Here is a 15,210-nt window from a genome sequence, read left to right as displayed (position 1 = left end):
TAAAGGCTAGAAGCGAAAAGCCAATAAAAAATGAAAAAAATACTAGTCATAGATAATTACGATAGCTTCACTTATAATCTTGTACATTATTTGGAAGATTTAGGTTGTGATGTAACAGTCAAAAGAAACGATCAACTTTCGTTGGAAGAAGTTGATGCATATGAAAAAATCATACTTTCTCCAGGTCCAGGAATTCCTGATGAAGCAGGTTTATTAAAACCAATCATTGCGGAATATGCACCGACGAAAAGTATTCTTGGTGTTTGTTTAGGGCAACAAGCTATTGGTGAAGTTTTTGGTGGCTCACTATCAAATCTTGCAGAAGTATATCATGGTGTTGCCACAAAGGTTGAAGTTTCTGTAGATGACGAATCGTTATTTAAAGATTTACCAAAAAACTTTGAAGTCGGACGTTACCATTCTTGGATTGTTGCCAGTCCATTACCAGACAGTTTAGAAGCTACTTCGTATGATGAAAACGGACAAATCATGTCCCTTCGTCACAAAGAATATGACGTGCGTGGTGTACAATACCATCCAGAATCTGTATTGACGCCACACGGAAAACAAATATTAGAAAACTGGGTGAGAAACTAGTATTGGGTAAAATAGATGTTAATAGTTAGGATTTTTCTCGAAACTCAATACTTCTCTCCCACCTAAATATAAAACTTGAAGCTTTCAATCATTGAATTTTTCAATCTTTTAATAAAAAACAAATGAAAAAATTATTAAATAGACTTATTAATCAGGAAAACATTTCTGAAACAGAAGCCAAACAAGTATTGGTCAATATTTCCAAAGACATGTACAATCCTAGTCAGATTGCTTCGTTCTTAACTGTTTTTATGATGCGAAGCGTAACTTTGGCAGAATTAAAAGGTTTCCGTGATGCGTTATTAGAACTCTGCATTCCGGTAGATTTATCAGCATATAATGCTATTGATTTATGCGGAACCGGCGGCGATGGAAAAGATACGTTCAACATTTCCACATTAGCATCCTTTATCACAGCTGGTGCAGGTGTAAAAGTAGCAAAACATGGAAACTACGGTGTTTCTTCGGTAAGTGGTTCTTCAAACGTGATGGAACATTTAGGTATCAAATTTACCAATGATATTGATTTCTTAGAGAAGTCTATTGACAAAGCTGGAATTTGTGTATTACATGCACCATTATTTCATCCAGCCATGAAAAATGTAGCACCTATTCGTAGAGCATTGGGAATCAAAACATTCTTTAATATGCTAGGACCTATGGTAAATCCGTCCTTCCCAAAAAATCAAATGGTTGGTGTATTCAACTTAGAATTGGCGAGAATGTATGGTTATTTATACCAAAACACCGATAAAAACTACACCATTTTGCATGCGTTAGACGGCTATGATGAAATTTCACTAACAGGACCGACAAAAGCCATCCGAAACAATTCGGAAGAAATGCTAACTCCTGAAGATTTTGGAGTTCCACAACATACGCAAGCTGCCATTTACGGTGGAGATTCTGTGGCTTCTGCTGCCAAAATCTTTACTGATATTTTAGAAGGGAACGGAACGGGTCCGCAAAATAATGTCGTTTGTGCCAATGCCGCAATGGCCATTGCTACGGTACAAGGTTTGGAAGCGAAAGAAGGTTTTGAAATTGCTAAAGAATCTTTGCAATCTGGAAAAGCGTTGCAAGTATTGAAGAAATTACAAGAATTGAGTAAGTAACAAAAGATTACCGCTTTCGCGGCAAATAAATATGACAATTTTAGATAAAATCATAGCAGATAAGTACAAAGAAGTTTCACTGAAAAAAAGTATCGTACCAGTGTCGCATTTGGAGCGTTCGACATTATTCGATCGTGAGACTTCTTCTTTATCTGCGGCATTAAAAGTCAGTAACACAGGTATCATTTCAGAATTTAAAAGACGTTCTCCTTCCAAAGCTGTTATCAATCAAAGTGCAAGCGTGCAAGACGTCGCTACAGGATATGAAAATGCAGGAGTTTGTGGCATGTCGGTATTAACAGATGGAAAGTATTTTGGTGGTTCGCTTGACGATGTATTATTAGCAAGAGCAAGTGCACAATTACCAATTTTACGAAAGGAATTTATCATTGATGAATACCAAATCATTGAAGCAAAATCTTATGGCGCCGATGTCATTTTATTGATCGCAGCCGTATTGACTAGAGATGAAATTAAAAACTTATCAGAAACAGCCAAAAGTTTAGGCTTAGATGTTCTATTGGAAGTGCACAATTTAGAAGAATTGCAAAAATCAATCATGCCATCTTTAGACATGTTAGGTGTAAACAATAGAAACCTAAAAACCTTCGAAGTAAGTACTGATATTAGTAAAGAATTATCGACGCATATTCCTAACGACTTTGTAAAAGTATCGGAAAGCGGCATTAGTTCGGTAGCAGCTATCAAAGATTTACAACCATATGGATATCAAGGTTTTCTAATTGGTGAAAATTTTATGAAAACAGAAAACCCAGGCGACAGTGCTTTGGAGTTTATTAAGGATTTGAAGAAGTAGATTCCGCAACAAATGCAGAATGACAATAAGAATTCAGATTGTCATTCCTGCGTAGGCAGGAATCCATAAGAAAATAAAAAGATTAAAACAGTTTCCCAATTTCTCGGGAATGTAAAAACAAGTTTTAGGATGAAACTCAAAATATGCGGAATGAAATATGAAGACAATATGAAAGCTGTAAGCGCATTACAGCCTGATTATTTGGGTTTTATATTTTACAGAAAATCATCACGTTTTTTTGACACGGTCATTCCTGAAATTCCAAAAGGAATTAAGAAAACTGGTGTTTTTGTCAATGCTTCCATAGAAGATATTTTCAAAAAAATAAGATTACACGATTTACAAGCTGTGCAATTACACGGAAATGAAAGTCCAGAGTTTTGTCAAGAATTAAATAGAATATGTCATTTAGAATTCAGTCATCAAATTGAAATCATCAAAGTATTTTCGATAAAAGACGAATTTGATTTTGCCACTTTGAAGCCATATGAATCTTGCGTTGACTATTTTTTGTTTGATACCAAAGGGAAATTGCCTGGCGGAAATGGTGTTACGTTTGATTGGACTGTATTGGAAAATTATCCATCCACAACACCGTTTTTTCTAAGTGGCGGCATTGGTTTGGAAACAATCACAAAATTGAACGATTTTATGAAAAGTAACGCTTCAACATATTGTTATGCCTTGGATGTAAATAGTAAATTTGAAATCGTTCCCGGATTGAAGAATATTGAAGCATTAAGAGAGTTTAAAGAAAATATTATAACTAAATAAAAAGATTCCCGCTTACGCGAGAACGTTGAAAACATGAAAAAGACCTATCACGTTAACGAAAAAGGATATTACGGCACATTTGGCGGTGCTTACATTCCTGAAATGTTATATCCGAATGTCGAAGAATTACGTCAAAAGTATTTGGAAATCATGTATGAAGATTCTTTTCAAAAAGAATTCAAACAGTTACTAAAAGATTATGTAGGCAGACCTTCTCCACTATTTTTTGCAGAACGTTTGTCTGCGAAATACAATACAAAAATCTATCTAAAAAGAGAAGATTTAAACCATACAGGCGCACACAAAGTAAACAACACGATTGGACAAATTTTGATGGCGAAACGTTTGGGGAAAACCCGAATTATCGCAGAAACAGGTGCAGGACAACATGGTGTAGCCACAGCAACAGTTTGTGCGCTCATGGGCATGGAATGTATTGTATACATGGGGGAAATTGACATTGCACGTCAGGCACCAAATGTAGCACGAATGAAAATGTTAGGCGCTGAGGTTCGTGCAGCAATGTCTGGAAGTAGAACCTTAAAAGATGCCACCAACGAAGCTATTCGCGATTGGATTAGCAATCCTGTAAACACACATTATATTATTGGTTCGGTAGTAGGTCCACATCCGTATCCAGATATGGTAGCTCGTTTTCAAGCGGTGATTTCAGAAGAAATGGAATGGCAATTACAAGAAAAAGAAGGTCGTTCGTATCCAGATCATGTAATTGCATGTGTCGGTGGCGGAAGCAATGCTGCTGGTGCTTTTTATCAGTATTTAGATGATGAACGTGTGAATTTAATTGCAGTAGAAGCCGCCGGAAAAGGAATTCATTCTGGTGAAAGTGCAGCGACTTCTGTTTTAGGTGAAGATGGAATTATTCACGGAAGTAGAACATTGTTGATGCAAACCAAAGACGGACAAATCACAGAACCGTATTCCATTTCGGCTGGTTTAGATTATCCTGGAGTTGGTCCAATGCACGCACATTTATATGCAAGTAAACGTGCTGAATTTATTTCAATCACAGATGATGAAGCTATGACTGCAGGTTTGGAATTATCGCAACTCGAAGGAATTATTCCTGCTATTGAAACGTCACATGCATTAGCCGTTTTTGACACGAGAAAATTCAAAGAAGACGAAATTGTCGTGCTGAATTTATCAGGTCGTGGAGACAAGGACTTAAACACATATATTGATTATTTTAAATTATAGTTGTGAGATATTAGCAATGAGATATGAGACAATATAAAACACACATCTCACTACTAAAAACTCAATACACAATACTATTACCATGAATAGAATTAACCAAAAATTACAAGAAGACAAAAAGTTATTATCTATATATTTTACAGCAGGTTATCCGAGTTTGAATGATACTGTTGGTGTGATTGAAGATTTGGAGAAAAGCGGCGTTGATATGATCGAAATTGGATTGCCGTTTAGCGATCCTTTGGCAGACGGACCAACGATTCAAGCAAGTTCTACACAGGCTTTGGAAAACGGAATGACGAGTGAATTACTCTTTAGTCAACTCACAAATATTCGCGAAACCGTTTCTATTCCTTTGATTATTATGGGATATTTGAATCCGATGATGCAATACGGAATTGAAGCTTTCTGCGCCAAATGTCAAGAAGTTGGTATTGACGGATTGATTATTCCTGATATGCCAGTAAATGTGTATCATGAACAATACCAAGCCATTTTTGAAAAGTACGGTCTCATCAATGTATTTTTAATTACACCGCAAACTTCTGAAGAACGCATCCGATTTATCGATAGTATTTCTGACGGATTTATTTATATGGTAAGTTCGGCAGGAACTACGGGCGCTAAAAATAGTTTTGGAAATACCCAAGAAACCTATTTTGACCGCATTGGAAATATGAACTTGAAAAATCCGCAGATTGTTGGTTTCGGAATTTCCAATCATGAAACGTTTACACAAGCAACCAACAAAGCAAAAGGTGCTATTATTGGAAGCGCTTTTATCAAACATTTGACGAAAAACGGAACAAAAACCATTGATACCTTTGTAAATGGTGTTTTAGGCAACTAATAGAGTACACTAATTTTATATTTTAAAAGACGAATTTAAAATTATGGACGTACTATACACAAGAAACTATTTCTAAACTCAGTATTTAGTAGCTATTCTTAATACTGAGTTTTGGCAGTATGTCTCTTTTCAATTTTGTGACTTATTATGAATTCAACAAATTCTTTGGCTTCTTGTAGTATTTTCTCCTTTGGCAATCTGAGCTTGATTAATTTTTGAGAATAGAACTTTCCTGTCCAATTATAGGAAGTACTGCTAAAGCGTTTTCCTTTAGGCATTTCTAAAACTTTATCCCAGCCAATCTCTTTATGGTACACAGTTATCATATTATGATGATACCCAGAAAACATTAACTCTACTGAAAAACCTTGTATATTTCCATGATATCTATCTCCCTTTTTATGGAATCCGTTTCGCTTGAAATAATTCGAATACTCTTCGCTCATAAATCGTTTCTTTCCAAAAGATGGAATCTTTAGTTTCATCACAAATTGACTGATTTTAATGATCATAAAAGAAATTCCAACTATAATTAAACTTGTCTTTATTGTTAAAGAGTTAAGCAAGTTTTCATAAAAAAACACAAGGAATATAAGTACTGATAACACTAAAGAATATGTAAAATCATTGTATACTATTTTTAATAATTTTCTTTTTCTTTTGTTTCTTTCAAGTCTTTCTGATACTGTTAATAAAGGAGTTTTATTGTCCTTAAGAACTGCCATTCCAGTATTTAATGTATACCGCCATGTGCGTTCGGGTTCAACCTTAAAAACTTCAGTAAAAATAGAATCAATCGTATCAATGAGTTGATTTTGTGAAGAAGCATCCGAATAATTACTATATTTTTCATAATTGATCTTTTCCCATAATTCCTTATATCCGAAATTTAGTAAAGCACTTCTTTGATTTTCATTCAATGGCGCTTGAGGAATGATCAATATATACACCTTGAAGTTTACATATTTAAGCACATATATCTTATTCCCTTTGGTATATATTTTTAAACTCGTGTAAACAGGTTTTTCAAATAAATCATTCAATCTTGTTCGTAATATGTCTTTATTTGAATTGGTCATTTATAGTATGTATCAAATTTGAAGGATGCATTTATATAATTTTATTCTGTTTCCTCTTTCCAATTCGCAGGAGGAGGCGGTGGCGGCGGTGGAATATTAAGCTTTTCATTCAGCCATATTTTTAACACCACATTGTCTGTTAACTTTTCATATTCATGAACCACACTGCGCAATGTTTTTGGGAAGTTTTCCATTTGACCATTGTCATAAGAAATAAAAATCATTAATTTTTCTGGACTAGCGCTCCACGATGGAATTTTACCATTATTCTCAAAGTCTTTTTTCAATACAGTTGCCAAACTATCTAACGGATAATGAAACCTGTCAGATTTACTAATTGTATCATTATGTATTTGAATGGTGTTTTTATGTTTGATTAATATACAACCATAATTTTCCCAACAAGGATTTCTAAAATAAACAGTTTTAATATTTGTAGCTGATTTTAAGATCAGTTTTGGCAAACTATCACTACATGCAATTCTTTCGGTTCGTTCCAGTAAATCTTTCCAATTATCAAATTCGTTCAGTTTTAATTCAACTCCAATACTGTTATTTTCATTTTCGAAAATTCCGTATTCTTTTTCTATGAATTGTATTGATTTCTGTTCTGCATTTTGACAACTAAATACTGTCAAAATCAACATAATTAAAGACAATGTTTTAATGTTAGTTATCATTTTCTTGTATGCGTTACATCCTAGGTATAACAGGAATTTCTATTACTTCTATGATCACTAAACCTAAATGAATTTCGTTTAAAATCAAATGAAAAAGTAATATTTTTAATAAACCGCATCAAACTCAGATGTTTCATCTATGTTAAATACACTTAAAACCTACTTTTGTACTTTAAAAAAATAGTATTTTTAAAAATTATTAAAATCTCAATCAAATGAAAAAATACGCTTTTATTCTTGCCCTAGTATTTTGTATTTCTTGCGGAAGCGATAAGAAAGAAACCATTGTTCCAAAAAGTGAACTATCGTTCGCAGGTGTTTTAGAAGCTTACTATCAGGAAGGCTTAGCGCTCAATCCATTAAATGCTACGTTTGCTGGTGATAATACCTATGATGATCAATTTCCGAATTTACTATCTGAGGAATATCATGAAAAAGCTAAAGCGTATTACACCAAATATAAAGACACCTTGAAAAACTTTGATGAAACAAATTTGAAGGAAGGTGAAGCCATGAGCAAAGAAATTTTGTATTGGGATTGCGACATGAATTTACGAGCATTAAGCTTTAAAAATGCACGTTTGATGCCTATCGATCAAATGTGGTCTGTAAATTTAGTGGTCGGCCAATTGGCAAGCGGATCTTCTGCACAACCATTCAATACGGCTGAAGATTACAATAATTGGCTGAAGCGTTTGGAAGGTTATAATGAATGGCTCAAAACCGCTAAAGAGAATATGAAAGAAGGAATTTCAACGGAGTTTGTATTGCCAAAATCGTTGATCAAAAAGATAATTCCACAGTTTGAAGTATTGGCTTCAACAAATCTTCAAGATCATTTGTTTTATACACCAATTAAAAACTTTCCAGCAGATTTTTCAGATCAAGACAAAGAAGAATTAACAAAAGCATATTCATCATTTTTAACAGAGAAATTAGTGCCATCATTCAATGAAATGCATCAATTTTTAAAAACTGATTATCTCAACGCAGGTAGAGAAAGTAGCGGAATTGATGGAACTCCTTATGGAGATGCGTATTATGAGTATGCTATCAAAAATTATACAACAACGAATATGACTGCGGATGAAATTCATGAACTTGGTTTGAAAGAAGTTGCACGAATTTTATCGGAAATGGAGAAAGTAAAAAAGCAAGTTGGTTATAAAGGCGATTTAAAGTCATTTTTCAATTATGTACGCGAACATAAAGATTTAATGCCGTATACAGAACCGCAACAGATTATTGATAATTTTAATGCGATTCATGATAAAATGAAGCCTCAGATTGAAAAATTATTCGATTTAAAACCAAAAACGGCTTTTGAAGTCCGCCAAACAGAAGCCTTCAGAGAAGCATCTGCAAGTGCAGAATACAATCCAGGTTCTTTAGATGGAACACGTCCAGGTATTTTTTATACGCCAATTCCTGACGCTACAAAATACAATGTCTTTTCGGATGAAGCTTTGTTTTTACACGAAGCCATTCCAGGACATCATTATCAAATTTCATTGACACAAGAAAATACAACATTACCCGATTTTAGAAAAACACTTTGGTATAGTGCCTATGGTGAAGGTTGGGCTTTGTATACCGAATCTTTAGGAAAAGAATTGGGCTTGTATGAAGATCCGTATCAATATTTTGGAATGTTGGGTATGGAAATGCATCGTGCCATTCGTTTGGTAGTTGATACAGGCATGCATGCCAAAGGTTGGACACGTGAGCAAGCTATAGAATATTCATTGAATAACGAAGCAGAGAGTGAAGCGAGCATTATTTCTGAGATTGAGCGTTATATGGCAAATCCTGGGCAAGCATTGTCTTATAAAATAGGTCAATTAAAAATTCGCGAATTACGTGCTAAAGCTACAGAAGCTTTGGGTGACAAATTTGACATTAAAGAATTCCACAATCAAGTATTGAGTACAGGTTGTATTCCGCTGCAATTGTTAGAAGATAAAATCAACGCATGGATTCAAAAAAACAGCAACAGCGTTCAGTAAAGAAATCAAAATTACATCCGTTAAACAAACATCAAGGACGTTACAATTTTAATGCATTGACAAAAGCTTGTCCTGAGTTAAAACCGTTTGTTTCAGTGAACAAGTTTGGCGACGAATCTATTGATTTTTTTGATCCGAAAGCTGTTAAAATGCTCAACAAAGCATTGTTAAAACAGCAGTACGGAATTGAATATTGGGACATTCCTAACAACTATTTGTGTCCGCCCATTCCAGGCAGAGCGGATTATATTCATCATTTGGCAACGTTTCTAGCTACACAGCATCAAGGAAACATTCCGAAAGGAGAAAAAATTACTTGTTTAGATATTGGTACAGGCGCTAATTGCATTTATCCAATTATTGGTACGCAAGAATATGGTTGGTCATTTGTGGCTTCCGATATTGATATTGTTTCTATGGAGAATGCTAAAGAAATCATCCGCAGAAATCATAAGTTAAAAGATCGCATTGAGGTTCGTTTACAAAAAAATCCGAATCAAATCTTTAAGGGAATCATCAAATCAAAAGAGCAAATTACCATGACGCTTTGCAATCCGCCTTTTCATAAATCTGCCAAAGAAGCACAAGCAGGAACACAGCGAAAATTGCAAAATTTACAAGGAAAAAAACCTGTAAAAGCTGCATTGAATTTTGGAGGACAAAGCAATGAATTGTGGTGCAAAGGTGGCGAAAAGAAGTTCATCAAAAACATGATTAAAGAAAGTAAACAGTTCTCAAAACAATGCCAATGGTTTACAACCTTAGTTTCTAAAGAAGTGAATTTACCTGCTATTTATGATGCTTTAAAACGTGTAAATGCTACAACTGCACACACCATTCCGATGGGACAAGGAAACAAAATAAGCCGGATCGTGGTTTGGTCTTTTCAGTAGTTTTCATCAAAGATTGTAACAACTGCGCTGTATTTTCATACTGATATTATAACATTAACTACTATTACACAATCTCACCACATAGATTTCTAATAGTTCTAAAACCATTTTAGTATGAAAAAAATTATCGCATACACACTGCTTTTGGTCAGTTCTCTTTGTATTTTTTCTTGTCAGAAAGAAGACCAACAACGAACAAGTCCAGAATTGACGCAAATTTTTAATGAACAAGAACTCAAAGACATTGAAATGTTGGTATCTGTTGTTGAAGATAAATTATTAAAAAATAGCGACACCAAAGATATTGACAAGGCTTTTCAGTTATTTATAAAAGATAATTTGGAAAACCTACCTAATAAATTTGATCTATTTAATTATGAAGAAGTTGAAAAGCTTTATAACACAATAGACAAAGGTACTTTTAATAACATTTGGTCTTATATCAAAGGGTATAATTTTGTTTTAAAAGATTCTACTAGAGAAATTACCATGGCTTACGAAAGAAAGTTTATGAATTATATTGAATTACTCGGGAACAAAGATCCTAAACTCAAAGAATATATAAATCATATTAAAACTACAGGAACTTCTAGCAACTTTTTATATCCACCATTGCTCACAAATTATAATCAAGAAAAAGAAACACTTGAAGCTCCTACAAAATTTGGAGACTATAATACAAGAGTATACAGAGCAATTGATATTATAACAATTTCGGATATTGTATATCATAGTAGAATAGAGAATAAAAAGATTAGGGAAATTCGTGAGAAAAATGCGGAGAGAGAAAAGTAAACGTTACTTTTATCTCTATGAGTTAAAGATGATAAAAATAAAAACCTCCAAAAGTAAATTTTGGAGGTTTTACATTTTCTATCTTAATTATTTATTGGATTTCCATTTCCGTCAATATTTCCCCATGAAAGAAAGAAGACATTTCCAGCAGTATCTACTGGTCCTACATAATTAAATCTTGCTCCTAAGCCTGTTCTATTATTAAAATTATCAAAGACTTTACAACTACTATCCCAAAGCTGATTGGAATACATCAATTCACTTCTACTTGTATTCGTTCTGACAACTTGATTTTGAGAAACGTACACTTCTGAAGCTGTAGTTGGAATTCCTGTGTTTACATTTAGTGTATGTCTAATCAAACCTAAATAACTTGAAGTTGAAACTCCTTCAACAAAAGTCTCATCAGAAAATATTTTATTACCACGAACAGTTACGTTTTGAAAATCACTTTTTACATTTATGAATGCAGGATGATCTGCTGTTACAGGAGATATATAATATCCAATATTATCTGTAATATAAGTTCTTCCATTATCCCATGAGTCAACAAATACCTGAATACTGGTATTGTGAAATGTATTCCCAACTATTTTTGCATTTCCACAACCATTTTGAAGTTTCACGCCCATATTGTAGAAGTTATTCCCTCTAAGTTCCACTCCATCAGTATAAGCTACTAATAATCTACTTCCTGATCCTATGGTAAGTTTTCCAGAGTTTCGGTATTCACAATTAATCATTTTTCCATACATGTTTCTAAAATCAGGAAAATCATCTGGGTTTTCATTTCTAAAATTCACACCACCAGAAGGTTGTGGAGTATTTCCTTCCATACGATCACTAAGATCTGCTTCATTAGCAGTATCAAACTTACAATTGTAATATTGAATTCCACTTGCAGAGCCTTTTACCAATCTACGCGAAGCATAACGAATCGTACAATTATCAAAAATAAAACGATGTGCGGCATCTGAAATATAATTTTGATCTACAATATGAATGATATCTCCATCGTCTCCATACACCCATTCAAAAACAGAATTTGTCATGGTAACTTTTGTCCTTTCTGGTCCTGTTAAGATATTTGAATAATTAAGATTACAAAACAATGCTCTACCAATACCGACTCCTTCATTGATACTATTATCTTGTCCTCCTCCAATCTCTGAAATTCGTAAATTATCTCCATTTACAACACTACCATCTATAATCTCTAAATGTATTCCTGCTGCTCTAAAGCCTGCTGTAACTGTTAATAAATTTGAAATCGTTACATCAGTAAGTGTTACATTATCTACATTTTCTATTTTAAAAGCAGTTGCAATTTTTTGACGACCATCAATCGTAGCTCCTTTTATCGTCAAAGCATCTAAATTCATAAATTGAAACATCTCAACATTTATATGAGTCGTTGTCGTATTTGTAATTAAGCTTCCATAGCCAAGTAAGGTAAAATCTCCAGTTCTATCTATAAGAATACGTTGATTTGTTGCCATTAAATATTCTTGAGATAATGTCACATGATCAGCATTTTGACATGCTGCATTGATGGCTGCATAATCATCTACAGAAAGATCACCCTTGGCACCATACCATTCTGGATAAAATGTATCGTAGATAATAGTGCCTGATAACGCTATAGAAGTTTCAAAAATTTGAACTAATGGCGCTTCAATTTTAGTGTTATCTCCTCTTAAAGTTCCATTTAACAACATTCCGCCTTCAAAACGAAGTGTTACATTTACCGGCATATTTACTGTAATTCCGCCTAAGTCAAAATCAGAACGAATCACCCATACAATATTTGGTGAAAAAGATGCTGCTTGCGACCAATCGAAGTTCGATGGCAGCACTGCATAATCATTCATTACAGATTCCATTTTCTTTGTTATTGTAGCATTTGCAGACATGCAATTAAAGCATAGTAAACCGAATGCTAACAATAAAATTTTAAGTGTTTTTTTCATCATTTTTATCTTTATTTTTTAACTATTACAAAGATAATTCATCGCTTTCGTGTGATGAAAAATATGGCGCCTTACCTACTGCAACTACAGAACACACAAGGGATCAGCTATTTTTTACAAAATTTCAACAGTCTAAAAAGAAGGCTTGAAAACAAAGGAAATTTTCTTCTTTAAAAAAACTCACGATACTGCAAAACACGAAAGTCAAACGTAGTGAATTTCGGGTTTTCTTTTTTGAGTTTTTTGTATAATGGAATGCTTCCAATAGCACGATTGGCAGCTCCAGAAGATGAGGTCAAGGAAACGGTTTTTATCCATCTCGACTGCGCTCGATGTGACAATGTATTTTCTGATGCCGAATCAGTTTCAGCATGACGATTTTGATTCTTCGCTAAACTCAAATCAAATTGATGAATTCTGGGAACTGTATTCGAAACGACTTCTAGTTTTAGATGATAAGGTTTGATATGCTTTCGAAAGAAATATTCTGGACCATTTTTAGAGTTTCCTCCCGTGAAGAGAATGGTATGAATGCTTGGAAATTTTTGCAAATACCCAATCACGTCGCGTAATTGTATGTTTTGCATGCCCAAATCGGAAGCATCAATTTTTTGGCGTTCGCAACTGTCTACAATATCGCAAACGCCAATTTTATGTTGTATAAAGAATTCTTTTCGCTGATCGATCGCTTCTTGAGAGTTGTCGTATCGCAATTTCAGATTGTATATTTCATCAATAAACAACCATAAAGAGTTATAGTAACTTCCATAACAGAAATTGACATCTTTTTCGAGTAATTCTCCTGTGGAAAATCGCGGTGGCGGTAATGTGCCGACAATCAGTTTTTCAGTATCCGACTGAATAAAAGGTTGGTATGGATGTTTGTGAAAGAACATAGAATTAGCGCGTAAACACTAATTCGTTGTCGCTAGACATTTCTTCACTAAAACCATAACCTTCATAGTTAAATCCTTTTAAATCGTCAATCGTTTTAGCATCAGTATCAATAATATAACGTGTCATATAACCTCTTGCCAATTTTGCAAAGGTCATGATGGTTTTATATTGACCATTTTTAAAATCTTTGAAAACTGGTGTAATTACTGGAACTTTTAATGCTTTTGCATCTACAGCTTTGTAATATTCATTGCTGGCTAAGTTTACAAACAATTCACCTTCTTCCAATTCAGCATTTAATTGTGTCGTGATTTTCTTTTTCCAGAATTCGTACAAGTTTTTATTTTTCCCAACCGGAAGTTTTGTCCCCATTTCCAAACGATAGGGTTGCATTAAATCCAATGGTTTTAGCAAACCGTATTGTCCTGAAAGAATTCGCAAACTACTTTGTAACGTATCAATTTTATCTTCTGGAAGTGTAAACGCACTTAATCCTTGAAAAACAGCGCCACTAAATGTATAAATACTTGGTCGCGAATTTTCTGGAGTAAATGGTAATCCCCATTCTTGATTTCGTTGGTAATTTAAATCTGCCAAAGCATCCGAAATATGCATTAATTTCGATAGACTTTTTCGAGACTTTTTCTTTAAAACTTTACTCAATCGTTCTGCTTCTTTTAAAAAACAAGCTTCTGTATATTTTTCTGTTGGAATACTTCTTTCTAAGTCTAGTGACTTTGCTGGTGAGATAACAATCTTCATTTTATCTTTTTCGTTTTTTAGGATGTTAAATTTACACTTTTTCTGTGACTATTGTTCCGTTTAGAAAGGCAAAATTATAGTCACCTTTGATATGAAAATCAGCTGGATATGCTTCTTCTAATGTTGGATACCATTTTTTCTTTGTATTATTTACCAAAATGAACAAACCTTCGGCATTTCCTAGTGCGCAAAATCGTTCAAAATTTCCGTCATAAACTTCTATTGGACGCATGGCATTTAGCTGCTCATAGATTGCTTTGTTATCTGTAGAAACAATTCCAATTTCGCTGATGCTTACTAAATCAGATGCCGAAAAAGGATGTGTATTGATGACATCTAAATCTTTTCTTGCAATAAATTCGACAATGTTTCCATCTTTATCATAAAAATATAATGCTTCTGCATTCCAATTTGAAAAATCAGCAATAGCTTCTCCTTCACACAATAAAACAGCTACACGCTTTTGAATCCATTGCAACGCTTGTTGAATTTTATACGAAGAAATATTGATCGCAAAATGTGCAGGATTTGCACGTTCCGATTTCACAAAAGTTAAAGAAGAAACACCAATTTTTACCGTGAAATTTTCCGTATCGGCAGCAACCAAAGGCAGTTCTAACACTTGCGTATAGAAATGCTGCTGTGCTTCCAAATTCGTCGTAAAAAGAGTTAATTCGCTAATTTGCATAGTTTAAAATTACGGCTTTTCACCGTGATTTAGTAGCGTTCTAAAAAGTTATATTTTATATTGAAA

At 33.9% G+C, this 15,210-nt stretch carries 15 protein-coding genes; 9 read left to right on the top strand and 6 right to left on the bottom strand.

The genetic code is table 11. From position 1 onward, the window contains the following. The first annotated feature begins 30 nt into the window (after positions 1 to 30). The 6 genes from Q0845_RS23935 to trpA all read left to right on the top strand — a co-directional run bounded on the left by Q0845_RS23935 (position 31) and on the right by trpA (position 5,374). The gene (locus tag Q0845_RS23935; RefSeq protein ID WP_298519226.1) at positions 31 to 597 is read left to right on the top strand and encodes an aminodeoxychorismate/anthranilate synthase component II; all 567 of its coding nucleotides are present in this window, start codon (positions 31 to 33) and stop codon (positions 595 to 597) included. 122 nt (positions 598 to 719) lie between these two features. Continuing rightward, positions 720 to 1,712 (top strand): anthranilate phosphoribosyltransferase, encoded by a 993-nt coding sequence (gene trpD, locus Q0845_RS23930; protein ID WP_298519223.1) that lies wholly within the window; start codon positions 720 to 722, stop codon positions 1,710 to 1,712. Between the two features lie 31 nt (positions 1,713 to 1,743). After that, a complete protein-coding gene (gene trpC, locus Q0845_RS23925; RefSeq protein ID WP_298519220.1) occupies positions 1,744 to 2,529 on the top strand; it encodes an indole-3-glycerol phosphate synthase TrpC in 786 nt (261 codons plus the stop codon). Between the two features lie 129 nt (positions 2,530 to 2,658). Then, entirely contained in the window at positions 2,659 to 3,303 is a 645-nt protein-coding gene (locus Q0845_RS23920; RefSeq protein ID WP_298519218.1) for a phosphoribosylanthranilate isomerase, read from the top strand. Positions 3,304 to 3,336: 33 nt separating this feature from the next. Continuing rightward, positions 3,337 to 4,524, top strand: a complete 1,188-nt coding sequence (gene trpB / locus Q0845_RS23915) for a tryptophan synthase subunit beta (RefSeq protein ID WP_298519214.1) — start codon at positions 3,337 to 3,339, stop codon at positions 4,522 to 4,524. A gap of 82 nt (positions 4,525 to 4,606) precedes the next feature. Beyond that, positions 4,607 to 5,374: a tryptophan synthase subunit alpha gene (gene trpA / locus Q0845_RS23910; RefSeq protein ID WP_298519211.1), complete on the top strand. Its 768-nt coding sequence runs from the start codon at positions 4,607 to 4,609 to the stop codon at positions 5,372 to 5,374. 98 nt (positions 5,375 to 5,472) lie between these two features. On the opposite strand, the gene Q0845_RS23905 is transcribed toward trpA, so the two are convergent. Both Q0845_RS23905 and Q0845_RS23900 read right to left on the bottom strand, forming a co-directional pair. Beyond that, positions 5,473 to 6,453, bottom strand: coding sequence for a hypothetical protein (locus Q0845_RS23905; protein ID WP_298519208.1), 981 nt, complete (start codon positions 6,451 to 6,453; stop codon positions 5,473 to 5,475). Between the two features lie 41 nt (positions 6,454 to 6,494). Continuing rightward, on the bottom strand, positions 6,495 to 7,133 hold the full coding sequence (locus tag Q0845_RS23900) for a hypothetical protein (RefSeq protein WP_298519204.1): 639 nt from the start codon (positions 7,131 to 7,133) through the stop codon (positions 6,495 to 6,497). Between the two features lie 215 nt (positions 7,134 to 7,348). On the opposite strand from Q0845_RS23900, the gene Q0845_RS23895 reads away from it, so the two are divergent. The 3 genes from Q0845_RS23895 (at position 7,349) to Q0845_RS23885 (ending at position 10,827) form a co-directional block, all read left to right on the top strand. Beyond that, positions 7,349 to 9,139: a DUF885 family protein gene (locus Q0845_RS23895; protein ID WP_298519201.1), complete on the top strand. Its 1,791-nt coding sequence runs from the start codon at positions 7,349 to 7,351 to the stop codon at positions 9,137 to 9,139. Next, complete coding sequence (gene rlmF, locus Q0845_RS23890) at positions 9,106 to 10,032, top strand: 23S rRNA (adenine(1618)-N(6))-methyltransferase RlmF (protein WP_298519199.1); 927 nt, start codon at positions 9,106 to 9,108, stop codon at positions 10,030 to 10,032. Before Q0845_RS23895 ends, rlmF begins: the two co-directional genes overlap by 34 nt. 114 nt (positions 10,033 to 10,146) lie before the next feature. Next, positions 10,147 to 10,827, top strand: coding sequence for a hypothetical protein (locus tag Q0845_RS23885; RefSeq protein ID WP_298519196.1), 681 nt, complete (start codon positions 10,147 to 10,149; stop codon positions 10,825 to 10,827). Positions 10,828 to 10,910: 83 nt separating this feature from the next. Here Q0845_RS23885 and Q0845_RS23880 read toward each other — a convergent pair whose 3' ends face one another. The 4 genes from Q0845_RS23880 to Q0845_RS23865 all read right to left on the bottom strand — a co-directional run bounded on the left by Q0845_RS23880 (position 10,911) and on the right by Q0845_RS23865 (position 15,144). Continuing rightward, the gene (locus Q0845_RS23880) at positions 10,911 to 12,800 is read right to left on the bottom strand and encodes a hypothetical protein (protein ID WP_298519194.1); all 1,890 of its coding nucleotides are present in this window, start codon (positions 12,798 to 12,800) and stop codon (positions 10,911 to 10,913) included. Between the two features lie 167 nt (positions 12,801 to 12,967). Further along, positions 12,968 to 13,693, bottom strand: a complete 726-nt coding sequence (locus Q0845_RS23875) for a uracil-DNA glycosylase family protein (RefSeq protein ID WP_298519191.1) — start codon at positions 13,691 to 13,693, stop codon at positions 12,968 to 12,970. A gap of 4 nt (positions 13,694 to 13,697) precedes the next feature. After that, positions 13,698 to 14,456: a peroxide stress protein YaaA gene (gene yaaA / locus Q0845_RS23870; protein ID WP_298519187.1), complete on the bottom strand. Its 759-nt coding sequence runs from the start codon at positions 14,454 to 14,456 to the stop codon at positions 13,698 to 13,700. A 31-nt stretch (positions 14,457 to 14,487) separates the two neighbouring features. Continuing rightward, positions 14,488 to 15,144, bottom strand: a complete 657-nt coding sequence (locus tag Q0845_RS23865) for a VOC family protein (protein WP_298519184.1) — start codon at positions 15,142 to 15,144, stop codon at positions 14,488 to 14,490. Positions 15,145 to 15,210: the final 66 nt, after the last annotated feature.

The organism is uncultured Kordia sp. (assembly GCF_947489565.1).
Lineage (GTDB): Bacteria > Bacteroidota > Bacteroidia > Flavobacteriales > Flavobacteriaceae > Kordia.
Note: the sequence above shows the minus strand (reverse complement) of the source record. Positions and strands in the feature narration are given on the sequence as shown.

Bases quoted from the DNA above. Each gene is read 5' to 3' on its own strand.
- Q0845_RS23935 (WP_298519226.1), top strand. From the start codon at position 31: ATGAAAAAAATACTAGTCATAGATAATTACGATAGCTTCACTTATAAT.
- trpD (WP_298519223.1), top strand. From the start codon at position 720: ATGAAAAAATTATTAAATAGACTTATTAATCAGGAAAACATTTCTGAA.
- trpC (WP_298519220.1), top strand. From the start codon at position 1,744: ATGACAATTTTAGATAAAATCATAGCAGATAAGTACAAAGAAGTTTCA.
- Q0845_RS23920 (WP_298519218.1), top strand. From the start codon at position 2,659: ATGAAACTCAAAATATGCGGAATGAAATATGAAGACAATATGAAAGCT.
- trpB (WP_298519214.1), top strand. From the start codon at position 3,337: ATGAAAAAGACCTATCACGTTAACGAAAAAGGATATTACGGCACATTT.
- trpA (WP_298519211.1), top strand. From the start codon at position 4,607: ATGAATAGAATTAACCAAAAATTACAAGAAGACAAAAAGTTATTATCT.
- Q0845_RS23905 (WP_298519208.1), bottom strand. From the start codon at position 6,453: ATGACCAATTCAAATAAAGACATATTACGAACAAGATTGAATGATTTA.
- Q0845_RS23900 (WP_298519204.1), bottom strand. From the start codon at position 7,133: ATGATAACTAACATTAAAACATTGTCTTTAATTATGTTGATTTTGACA.
- Q0845_RS23895 (WP_298519201.1), top strand. From the start codon at position 7,349: ATGAAAAAATACGCTTTTATTCTTGCCCTAGTATTTTGTATTTCTTGC.
- rlmF (WP_298519199.1), top strand. From the start codon at position 9,106: ATGGATTCAAAAAAACAGCAACAGCGTTCAGTAAAGAAATCAAAATTA.
- Q0845_RS23885 (WP_298519196.1), top strand. From the start codon at position 10,147: ATGAAAAAAATTATCGCATACACACTGCTTTTGGTCAGTTCTCTTTGT.
- Q0845_RS23880 (WP_298519194.1), bottom strand. From the start codon at position 12,800: ATGATGAAAAAAACACTTAAAATTTTATTGTTAGCATTCGGTTTACTA.
- Q0845_RS23875 (WP_298519191.1), bottom strand. From the start codon at position 13,693: ATGTTCTTTCACAAACATCCATACCAACCTTTTATTCAGTCGGATACT.
- yaaA (WP_298519187.1), bottom strand. From the start codon at position 14,456: ATGAAGATTGTTATCTCACCAGCAAAGTCACTAGACTTAGAAAGAAGT.
- Q0845_RS23865 (WP_298519184.1), bottom strand. From the start codon at position 15,144: ATGCAAATTAGCGAATTAACTCTTTTTACGACGAATTTGGAAGCACAG.